Source organism: Variovorax sp. GW531-E2, assembly GCF_059423125.1.
Map to the genome: position 1 here is coordinate 1 of NZ_JBWKXQ010000104.1, position 10,290 is coordinate 10,290.

11 protein-coding genes are annotated in these 10,290 nt (G+C 69.9%); 5 read left to right on the top strand and 6 right to left on the bottom strand.

What is annotated here, in order from left to right; all coding sequences use genetic code 11:
* The first annotated feature begins 113 nt into the window (after positions 1 to 113).
* Genes AC07XP_RS31545 through AC07XP_RS31555 form a run of 3 tightly spaced genes read left to right on the top strand, consistent with a single transcriptional unit; the run spans position 114 to position 3,818 of the window.
* Positions 114 to 1,421 (top strand): amino acid deaminase, encoded by a 1,308-nt coding sequence (locus AC07XP_RS31545; RefSeq protein ID WP_495266878.1) that lies wholly within the window; start codon positions 114 to 116, stop codon positions 1,419 to 1,421.
* Between the two features lie 13 nt (positions 1,422 to 1,434).
* Complete coding sequence (locus AC07XP_RS31550; RefSeq protein ID WP_095743851.1) at positions 1,435 to 2,352, top strand: MurR/RpiR family transcriptional regulator; 918 nt, start codon at positions 1,435 to 1,437, stop codon at positions 2,350 to 2,352.
* Positions 2,349 to 3,818: an N-acyl-D-amino-acid deacylase family protein gene (locus AC07XP_RS31555; RefSeq protein ID WP_495266879.1), complete on the top strand. Its 1,470-nt coding sequence runs from the start codon at positions 2,349 to 2,351 to the stop codon at positions 3,816 to 3,818. Before AC07XP_RS31550 ends, AC07XP_RS31555 begins: the two co-directional genes overlap by 4 nt.
* A 130-nt stretch (positions 3,819 to 3,948) precedes the next feature.
* On the opposite strand, the gene AC07XP_RS31560 is transcribed toward AC07XP_RS31555, so the two are convergent.
* The gene (locus AC07XP_RS31560) at positions 3,949 to 4,875 is read right to left on the bottom strand and encodes a LysR family transcriptional regulator (protein WP_495266880.1); all 927 of its coding nucleotides are present in this window, start codon (positions 4,873 to 4,875) and stop codon (positions 3,949 to 3,951) included.
* A 133-nt stretch (positions 4,876 to 5,008) separates the two neighbouring features.
* Between AC07XP_RS31560 and AC07XP_RS31565 the strand changes: the two genes are divergently transcribed.
* Both AC07XP_RS31565 and AC07XP_RS31570 read left to right on the top strand, forming a co-directional pair.
* Complete coding sequence (locus tag AC07XP_RS31565) at positions 5,009 to 5,902, top strand: amino acid ABC transporter substrate-binding protein (RefSeq protein ID WP_492744569.1); 894 nt, start codon at positions 5,009 to 5,011, stop codon at positions 5,900 to 5,902.
* 4 nt (positions 5,903 to 5,906) lie between these two features.
* Entirely contained in the window at positions 5,907 to 7,229 is a 1,323-nt protein-coding gene (locus AC07XP_RS31570) for an aminotransferase class V-fold PLP-dependent enzyme (RefSeq protein ID WP_495266881.1), read from the top strand.
* On the opposite strand, the gene AC07XP_RS31575 is transcribed toward AC07XP_RS31570, so the two are convergent.
* The 5 genes from AC07XP_RS31575 to AC07XP_RS31595 all read right to left on the bottom strand — a co-directional run.
* Positions 7,216 to 7,590 (bottom strand): c-type cytochrome, encoded by a 375-nt coding sequence (locus AC07XP_RS31575; protein ID WP_495266886.1) that lies wholly within the window; start codon positions 7,588 to 7,590, stop codon positions 7,216 to 7,218. The two genes, AC07XP_RS31570 and AC07XP_RS31575, sit on opposite strands and share 14 nt — an antisense overlap.
* 29 nt (positions 7,591 to 7,619) lie before the next feature.
* Positions 7,620 to 8,189, bottom strand: coding sequence for a ferritin-like domain-containing protein (locus AC07XP_RS31580; protein WP_495266882.1), 570 nt, complete (start codon positions 8,187 to 8,189; stop codon positions 7,620 to 7,622).
* 38 nt (positions 8,190 to 8,227) lie between these two features.
* Positions 8,228 to 8,923: an RNA polymerase sigma factor gene (locus AC07XP_RS31585; protein WP_495266883.1), complete on the bottom strand. Its 696-nt coding sequence runs from the start codon at positions 8,921 to 8,923 to the stop codon at positions 8,228 to 8,230.
* 68 nt (positions 8,924 to 8,991) lie between these two features.
* Positions 8,992 to 9,690: a CBS domain-containing protein gene (locus tag AC07XP_RS31590; protein ID WP_495266884.1), complete on the bottom strand. Its 699-nt coding sequence runs from the start codon at positions 9,688 to 9,690 to the stop codon at positions 8,992 to 8,994.
* The coding region (locus AC07XP_RS31595) for a DUF6306 domain-containing protein (protein ID WP_495266885.1) at positions 9,687 to 10,290 on the bottom strand (604 nt) is incomplete at its 5' end. The genes AC07XP_RS31590 and AC07XP_RS31595, both read right to left, overlap by 4 nt.

Genomic DNA, 10,290 nt, shown 5'->3' on the forward strand with positions numbered 1-10,290 from the left:
CATGCCATCGAGGCCTGTGCACAGACGGTGCCCACGCTCGACGAACTTTCTCCCGGACACTACAGCGCCTGCATCCGCAAAGAACTGCTCTCCAACACCGCCGTTGCACGACCATGACCGACACCGTTTCTGCTACCCAAGACTTCATCGACCCGCTGCTGAGCGACCGCTTCAAGGGCTACCCGCGCACCCAGCCGCCGCGCCTGCGCAGTGAAGTCGGCGCCGCCGGCTGGAACGTGCTGGCCGGCGACCTGCCGCTGCCGCTGGCCGTGCTCAAGCGCGAGGCGCTCGAGCACAACCTCCAATGGATGCAGGCACGCGTGCGCGAATGGGGCATCGACCTTGCACCGCACGGAAAGACGACGATGTCGCCGCAGCTCTTCCAGCGCCAGTTGGATGCGGGGGCGTGGGGCCTGACCTTTGCCACCGTCACGCAGCTGGCCGTGGGCGTGGCCGCCGGCGCGCGCCGCACGCTGATCGCCAACCAGGTCGTGAGCGACGAAGACCTCGCGGGCATCCAGCTGCTGCTGGCCGACCATGCGGACCTGCGTGTCGTGTTCCTGGTCGACTCGCTCGCGCAGCTGGCGCTGATCGAAGACTGGTCGAAACGCCATCCTGCGAGCGTGCCCTTCGAAGTCATGCTCGAGATCGGCGTGCAGGGCGCACGCACCGGCTGCCGCACGCACGACGAAGCCATTGCGCTCGCCACGCGGGTGCGCGCCAGCGACGCGGCCAAGCTCGTGGGCATCGAGACCTATGAAGGGCAGGGCGCCACCGGCGAAAGCGGGCCCGACACGGCCTACGCCACCACGCTGATGGACCGCGTCGAGGCCGTGGCCCGCCACTGCGACACGCACCAGCTCTTCGAGACCGACGAGGTGCTGGTCTCAGCCGGCGGCTCGGCCATCTTCGACCTCGTGGCCGGGCGCCTGAAGCCCGCACTGGGCTCGCCGGTGCGCGGCCTGCTGCGTTCGGGCTGCTACGTCACGCACGACCATGGCTTCTACAAGCGCATGGTGAGCGTGGTCGATGAGCGCCTGGGCTGCGAATGCGGCGAGGGCCTGACACCCGCGATGGAGGTCTGGGCCAACGTGCAGTCGCGGCCCGAGCCCGGGCTGGCGATCCTGTCGGTGGGCAAGCGCGACATCTCCTTCGACCTGTCGATGCCCGTGCCGATCGCACGCGCCGCACGCGGCGCGTTGCAGCCGCAGGGCGTGCCCGCCGGCTGGAAGATCACCGCGCTGAACGACCAGCACGCCTACCTGCGCTGGGACGAGAGCGAGGAAGCCGATGCACCCAAGGTCGGCGATCGCGTGGGCCTGGGCATCTCGCACCCCTGCACCACCTTCGACAAGTGGCACTGGATGCCCGTGGTCGAGAACGACTACCGCGTGAGCGACGCCGTCGCCATGCACTTCTGAAAAAAACGCCCCGATGACGCCCTCATTGCTCCAGAGGATCGCCGAGGCGCGCAGCGACGCGCCGGCCACGCGGCGCGCGATCCTCGACCTGATCCTCGAAGACCCCGACCGCGCGCTCGAAGAGAGCTTCGAGCAGCTGGCCGAGCGCTCGCGCAGCTCGGTGCCCACCATCATGCGCACCTGCCGCGACCTCGGCTTTGCCGGGCTCCGCGAGTTCAAGCTCGCGCTCGCGCAGGAGCTGGCGCTCGGCGGTTCGCCGCTGCACCGCCGCGTCAACATCGAGGACGCCGCTGACGAGGTGGTCAGCAAGATCGCGCGCAGCGCCGCGGCCTCGGTCTCGGGCGTGCGCGGCCAGCTCGACATGCAGGTGCTCGACGGCGCGGTGCGCGCCATCGCGGCCGCACCGCACGTCGACCTGTACGGTGCGGGTGCCACCTCGTGGTTCATGGCGAACGACCTGCAGGCGCGGCTGTTCCGCCTCGGCCTCTCGGCCAACGCCTGGGCCGACTACCACCTTCAGCAGGTGGCCGGCGCGGCGCAGCGCCCGGGCGGCGTGGTCATCGCCATCTCGCACGTGGGCGGCATGCCCTCGCTGCTCGACGCGGTCGACATCGCGCGCGGGCAGGGCGCCCAGGTGGTCGCGATCACGCGGCCGGGCACGGCGCTCGCAGCCAAGGCCGACTTCCTCATCGGCCTGTCGGTGCCCGACGACGCCGTGATGCACGTGGGCATCGACGCCTACCTCACGCACCTCACGGTCATCGAGATCCTCACCGTGCTGGTGGCGCAGCGCCGCGGCGAGCCCGCCGTGCAGCGCCTGCAGCGCGCGCGCGAGGCTTTCCAGCGCCACGGCATCGACGCCACCACGCACCCGCTGCAAAGCTGGGACGGCGGCGGCATCAACACGAAAAAGGGAGACAGCGAACCATGAGCGACACCCAAGCCGTGCTGCTCGAAGCCGGCCTCGTGGTCGACGGCTCGGGCGGCCCTTCGTGGCCCGGCGACGTGCTGCTGCAGGGCGACCGCATCCTGGCGCTGGGCGACGGTCTGCGCGCGCGCCTGCCTGCAGGGTTGAACATCGCCGACGTCGACGTGGTCGACTGCCGCGGCAAGGTGATCGCGCCCGGCTTCATCGACGCGCACACGCACGACGACGCCATCGTGTTGCGCGACCCGTTGTGCCTGCCCAAGGTCTCGCAGGGCATCACGACCGTGGTCACGGGCAACTGCGGCATTTCGCTGGCGCCGTACCGCACGCCGCAGTCGAAGCCGCCGCTCACGCTGCTGGGTGCGGACTCGTTCAAGCACGCGACCATGGCCGAGTACCGCGCGGCGGTCGATGCGGTGCAGCCCGCGCTCAACGTGGCAGCCCTCGTGGGCCACACCACGCTGCGCTTCGCGGCGATGCAGGCGCTCGACGGGCCCGCTGATGGCGATGAACTCGCGCGCATGGAAGCGCTGCTCGACGACTGCATGGCCGCCGGCGCGCACGGCATGTCGTCGGGCCTGTTCTACGAAGAAGCCTTTGCCGCGCCGGCCGAGGAAGTCACCGCGCTCGCGCGCGTCGTGGCGCGCCACGGCGGCGTGTACGCCACGCACCTGCGCAGCGAGATGCAGCAGATCATCGAGGCGCTGCACGAGGCCGGCGACACGGCTTTCAGCGCGGGCGTGCCGCTGGTCATCTCGCACCACAAGTGCGCCGGGCCCGCGAACTGGGGCCGCACGAAGGAGACGCTGCCGCTGATCGAGGCGCTGTCGCAGCGCCAGGAGATCGCGATGGACGTCTACCCCTACGTGGCCGGCTCCACCGTGCTGCGTGAAGACCTGGTGGACGGCGTCATCGACGTGCTGCTGACCTGGTCCGACCCGCACCCCGAGATGACCGGCCGCCTCATCTCCGACATCGCGCGCGAGTGGGGCACCACCGAGCAGGAGGCCTGCCTGCGGTTGAAGCCCGGCGGCGCCTGCTATTTCCAGATGCAGGAAGAAGACGTGGAGCGCGTCATTGCGCACCCGCTCACCATGATCGGCAGCGACGGCCTGCCGCACGACCGCCATCCGCATCCGCGCCTGTGGGGCGCGTTCCCCCGCGTGTTCGCGCGCTACTGGCGCCAGCGCAAGCTCTTCACGCTGGAGCAGGCGGTGCACAAGATGACGGGCATGACGGCGCGCAACCTGCGCATCGCCGATCGCGGCCTGCTGCGCGTCGGCACCATGGCCGACGTGGTGGTGTTCGACCCCGAGACCATCACCGACACCGCGACCTACGACAAGCCGCACGGCGTGAGCGTCGGCGTCGAGCGCGTGTTCGTGAACGGCGTGCTGGCCTACCGCGGTGGCGAGGGCGAAGCGAAGGTGCTGGCACGCGCGGGGCGGATGCTCACGCGCGGACGCTGAGCATTCGGGGCGCGGGCCCAGGCCACCGGGTACTTCCCTCCGCGAATGTCCCCCGGCCTGCGGCCTCCTCCTTGATTTCGCTGCGGGAAGCACCCAGTGTCCTGGGCCCGCCGGGCGCAGCGCGCGAACCCTACGAGGCTTCTTCCTCCGGCTGCGCCTGGAACATCCGCGTGAAGTCGCAGCACGCCTGCGCCAGCATCACGATCGACGAGGTGAGCGCGCTGCGGTGCTCGCCCTTGTGCATGGCCACGTAGCGCACCACGGGCAGCGCGGGCGTCACGTCTAGCACCTCGAGCATGCCGACGTCGACCAGCGGCGCGAGGCATTCGCGCGGCAGGTAGCTCACGCCCAGGCCCGACACGGTGAGGCCCGTGAGCGCCACGAGGTTGCTCACCACGATCGCGTTGGCGGGCTGCACGCCCTGGTCCTTCATCCATGCGTCGTAGGCGCGGCCGGTGCCCGAGTTGTTGCCCTGCACCAGCATGCGGTGGCGCGCCAGGTCGTGCAGGCGCACGGTGCCGGTGGCCGCGGTCGAGGGAATCACGCCGGGCTTGCACATCCACGCGCTTTTCACGCGGCCGATGACCTTGCTCTGCATGCGCGAGTCGGCGAAGGTGTGGGGCACGATGACCACGTCGAGTTCGTCGGCCAGGAGCTTGTCGCGCAGCTGCAGGCTGTCGTCCACGTCGGGTTCGAGGATCACCTTGGGGTAGTGCTGCTGGATCAGGCCGACCAGGCGCGGCAGCCACGTCATGGCGGTGAGCTCGGTCACGCCCAGGCGGATGCGCCGCTCCACCACGCCAGGCTTGCCGAACTGCTCGACGGCGGCGTCGCGCTGGTCGAGCAGCTTCCTGGCGAGCACGAACATCTCCTCGCCTTTTTCGGTGAGACGCGCCGTGCGCTGGCTGCGATCGAAGAGTTCGGTGTCGAACAGCTGCTCCAGCTCGTGCACGCGCTTGGAGATGGCCGACTGCGAGGTGTGCAGCTGGTTGGCCGCCTGCGCGAAGCCGCCCAGCCGGGCGATCCAGTACAGGGCTTCGAGTTGCTTGAAGGTCATCACGGCGGGCGGCTCCTAAAAGAAAGAACGCTTTTCTTCATGTGATTCGATCACAAAAAATCGCTTTTAGAAATTCATCGGGACGCAGAAGATGCGCGCCAGGCCACCGTCATTGCAACCCAAGGAACACACCATGGACTTCAAACTGCCTCTTGCTTCGGCACTCGCCCTCGTCTTCGCCTGCGGCGCCGCCAGCGCGCAGGACACCGGCACGCTGCGCAAGATCAAGGACAGCGGCACGATCCAGATCGGCGCGCGCGACAGTCAGATCCCGTTCTCGTACAAGCTCAGCGCCGACAGCGCGCCCATCGGCTTTACCAACGACATCTGCCTGAAGATCGTCGATGCGGTGAAGGCCAAGCTGGGCCTGCCGAAGATCGAGGTGCGCTACACCATGCTCAACTCGACCAACCGCATCCCGCTGCTGCAGAACGGCACCGTGGACCTGGACTGCGCGACCACCACCAACACCACGCAGCGCCAGGCGCAGGTCGACTTCGCGCCCAGCCACTTCGTCACCAACATCACGGCCGCCGTGAAGAAGAGCTCGGGCATCAACGCGCTGCCCGACCTCAACGGCAAGAACGTGGCCACCGTCTCGGGCAGCACGTCGATCCAGCTGCTGCGCGGTGCGCGCAAGAGCGGCACCATCGAGGTGAACGAGATCGCGGGCAAGGACACCTCCGACGGCTTCCTGCTGCTGTCCACCGGCCGCGCCGATGCCTACGTGCTCGACGACGTGCAGCTGGCCGGCATGATCGCTAGCGCCACCAACCCGGGTGACTACAAGATCCTCAAGGAGTCGCTGCGCCAGGAGCCCTACGGCATCATGCTGCGCAAGGACGACCCCGAGTTCAAGGCGCTGGTCGACGAGACCGTCAACGGCCTCATGAAGTCGGGCGCCATCGAGCAGCTGTACACCAAGTGGTTCCTCTCGCCGATCCCGCCGCGCAACGCGAACCTCAACTTCCCGATGACGGACGCGGTGCGCGAGATCTACAAGAACCCCAACAACAAGGGCGTCTGACACCATGGCAGCCACACGTGCGGACCTGCCCCAAGGCGAGCTCCTTTCCGATGCGCTGATGCGCCAGGTGCGCGAGCGCTTCCTGGGCATCGAACGCGACCACCACGGCCGCGAGCGCCTGTACTTCGACAACGCCGGCGGCTCGTTCCGGCTGAAGGCCGCGGTCGAGCGCTTCGCGCTGGTCGACGCCATTCCCGACAACGCCGAGCGCATCCACGCCACCGCCGTCGAGCTGCAGGCCATGCAGGCGCGCGGCGCCGACGACCTGCGCACGATCCTCAACGCCACGGGCGGCAGCGTGTACCCCTCGCTCACCGCCTCGGGCGCGATGTTCGACATGGTGCGCGCGGTGGCCGAGAACGTGCCGGGCACGAACATGGTCACGACCGCGCTCGAGCACCCCTCGGCCTTCGACGCCATGCGCCTGTATGCGGAGCGCCTGGGGCGCGAGCTGCGCGTGGCCAAGAGCAACCCCGTCACCGGCGGTGTCGACGTGGACGCCATCGTGGGGCTGGTCGACGAGAACACCTGTGTGCTCAACGTGATCCACGCGTCGAACATCTCGGGCGCCAAGCTCGACATGGCGGCCATCGTGCGGCGCGCGCGCGAGATCAAGCCCGACCTGTACATCCTCGTCGATGCCGTGCAGCACGCGCCGCACGGCGTCATCGACCTGCAGCAGACGCCGGTGGACGGCATCAACCTCGCGCCCTACAAGTTCTTCGGCTGCCGCGGCTCGGGCTTCTCGTGGATGTCGGAGCGCGCGGCTGCATTGCCGCACCACAAGCTGGCCGGCAAGAAGCCCGGCCACTGGGAGCTGGGCAGCTCGGCGCCGTGGCAGTTCGCGGTGCTCACCGAGATCGTCGACTACGTGGGCTGGCTCGGCGGCCACTTCACCGATGCGACCGACCGCCGCGCCCGCTTCGTGGCGGGCATCGAGCGCATCGAGCTGCACGAGCGCGCGCTGCTGGCGACGCTGCTCGACGGCACCGCGCAGACGCCGGGCCTGCGCGCGCTCGACGGCGTGCAGGTGTTCCTGGACCACGAAGACTTGACGCAGCGCGACCTGATCTTGGGCATCGGCTTCGACGGACTCGACTGCACACAGGCCGTGGTGGAGTACGGCCAGCGTGGCGTGACGGTGTACGAACGCGTGGCCAGCAGCATCTACTCGAAGCGGATGCTCGAATCCTTCGGGCTTGAAGGCACCGTGCGCGTGTCGCCGCTGCACTGCCACACGGTGGGCGAGATGGAAGCCTTCCTGCGCGTGACGCGCGAGATCGCGGGCGCTTTCACGCCTGCCTCGCCCGCAGTCAACGCGGCGTAGGGCGCGCCAGCGCCGCGCAGGCCGGCGTGTCGTTCGCCTGCCGCAGGTAGGCGAGCAGGTCGGCGCGGTCGCGTGGATCGGGCACGCCGTCGTAGGTCATGCTGCTGCCCGGCACCACCACGAGCGGGGCGCTGAGGAAGCGGTCGAGCGTCTTGTCGTTCCACACGATGCGCGACTTCTTCATTGCCTCCGAGTACGCGAAGCCCGGCACGCTGCCGGCGAGCCGCCCGAACAGGCCGCAGTGGCGCGGCCCGACCCGGTCGGTGGCCAGCGCGTGGCAGGCCTGGCAGCGCGCGTAGACCTGTTCGCCGCGCACCGCATCAGGCGTTGCGGCACCTGCACAGGCCCAAGCAGCCAGCAGGCCCGCTGCGAGCCCGCGCGCCGCACGGCTCACGACACGAACGCCGAAGGCACCGGCGCCACGCCGAGCGCCTGGCGCAGCACGGCCCAGTGCATCGCCTCGTCGCCGAGGATGCTGGCCGCGGCCTTCGACAGCTCGCGGTTGCCGAACAGCGGCACCGCGCCCAGGTAGGCGCTCACGGCGCCCTGTTCAAGCTTCGCCGCGAAGCGCAGCACGTCGGCCTGCGATTTCAGTTGCTCCACCGGGAAGTCGTAGCGCGCCTTGGCTGCGACGGCCTTGCCGCCGAGCTTCGCGATGGTCTTGGCCAGCACGTCCGCATGTTCCTTGTGGTGGCCCTGGAAGGTCACGGCGAGGTCGAGCACGGGCTTCTCGAGCAGCTTGCTTTCCGCACCGAGCTGGTAGGCCGCGATGGCCTCGAGTTCGGCACCGAGCGCGGTGTTGAGGATCTGCACGTCGTTGCCGGTGGCACCGCCGCTCTTGGCGGCGAGCGCGTCGCGCCCCGCCAGCAGCGCGACGGCGGCGCCCGACAGCATCAGGCCGGAGTGGCCGAGAAAGGCACGCCGCGCGGCGGCCGGGGTGGGCATCAGGAAAAAGGACATGGTGGGGTCTCCTCGGGGGTGGTGGTTGTGGGAAGCCATCAGGGCAGCGCCGCCAGCACGCGCGCCACGATGCGGTCGCAGCGCGCGCCGTCGAACGCGAAGGCGTCGCCCGTCGCCAGGTCGATGTCGCGCGACAGGCTTTCGCGCAGCAGGCTGCGGGCGCGGAAGAAGCGCAGCCGCACCGTGGCCTCGGGCAGCTGCAGCGCCTCGGCGGTTTCGCCGACGCTGAGTTCCTGCACCGCGCGCAGCACGAACACGGTGCGGTAGGCGTCGGGCAGCCGGTCGATGCGGCGCTCCATGAGTCGGCGAAGGTCTTCCCGCATGGCGAGGCGCTCCGGTTGGCGGTCGGGGTCGTCGGCGAGCTGCGTGTCGGGGGCGTCGTCGTCATCCCCCGCAGCCATGCCGCCGTCGAGCGGAATCACCTGCGCGCCGCGGCGGCGCAGGCGGCCCAGCGCCTCGTTGATGACGATGCGCACCAGCCAGGTCGAGAGCTTTGCTTCGTCGCGGAAGCCGCCGATGGCGCGCCAGGCGCGCAGGTAGGCGTCCTGCAGCGCGTCTTCGGTGTCGGCGTCGCTGTGCAGGATGCTGCGCGCGGTGCGAAACAGCAGCTGGTTGTGGCGCCGCATGATGCGCGCGAAGGCCTGCGTGTCGCCTTGCGCGGCACGTGCGGCCAGTTCGACATCGGACGCGTTCGCGTCGGCATCGGCAGTCAGGGGCAGGGCGGTGGGCGGCATGCGGTGAGTTCCTTCTGCCCATTGGATGGCGCATCCCCGCGCCGTGTTGCAACTTTCTTTTTTGCCTCTCAGACCATCGTCTGCCATTCGATCGTGCACAGCCGCTCGTCGACCACGCCGCGCACGCCCGCGATGCCCTCGGCCGCCACGCGCGCCGCGTCGCGCTCGGCCTCGTTGCCGACCATGCCGTGGTACATCACGATGCCGTTGTCCACCGACACATGCGACCACGCGCGGCTCCACCAGGTCTGCCGCTCCAGTTCGGCCACGAGGCGCACCAGGATCTGCGCGTCGTCGCACGCGTCGGCGCTCGCGGTGTCGGCCTCGGCCTGCCGCAGCAGCGCCTTGACCAGATCGCCGCTCGTCACGATGCCCACCAGCCGGCGCCCGCGCACCACCGGCAGGCGCTGGATGCGGTAGGCGGTCAGCAGCTGCGCGACGCGGGCCAGCGAGAGGTCTTCGGCGATCGACACCGGCTCGCGCGTCATGAGATCGGCCGCGCGCAGCGCGTGCGCGCGCACGTAGTCGCGCGGCGGTGCGTTGCGCTGCACCCAGCGTTGCCACCACGGGTGCGGCGGCGCCCCGCCGGGCTCGGCTTCGTAGCGGTGCAGCAGGTCGGATTTGCTCACGATGCCGACCACCTCGCCCTGGTCGAGCACCGGCACGCCGCTGATGTGGCGTGCCAGCAGCAGCGCGCTGATGTCGCGTACCGGCGTGTCCGGCGCGACGGTGAAGACCGGCGAGGTCATGACGTCCTGTGCATTCATGATGAAGCTCCTTCCTGCGGCCCGCGCGGGGCCTGTGATGCCTGCTGCGCATCGACGCGCGCGATGTTCTGCTGGTGCGACACCAGCATGGCCGTCAGCTCGCCGTGGATGTGCGCGTCGACGATGCGCGGCAGCAGCGCCTGCAGCTTGCGCACCACCCAGCCCTGGCCGCGGTTGAGCAGCGCCAGGCGCGCGCCCAGTTCCGGCACGGCCATCGCGCGCTCGTAGAACGCGCCGGTGCGCGTGCTGGGCGTGGCGGCCAGCGATTGGATCGCGTCGATCAGCACGCCGCACCAGCGCACTTCGTCGCGGTGGATGTCGGTCACCAGGCGCTGCAGCGCGGGGTCGTCGGTCTCGGCGGCGCTGCGCAGCGTGATGCGCGCGCCGGCGCGCTCGGCTTCGAGCAGTTCGTTCAGCGCGGCCAGCAGGTCGTCGCGGTCGCCGGCTTCGCGGTAGGCCGCGTCCAGCGCGTCGGCGTAGCAGACCGGCGAGGACACCTCCACGCGCTCGGGAAAACGCAGCCCCTGCGCGCGCAGCGCGGCGGGCGTGTCGGCGAAGGGCGGGGCGGCATCGTCGGGCGGGGCGGCATCGTCGGGCGGG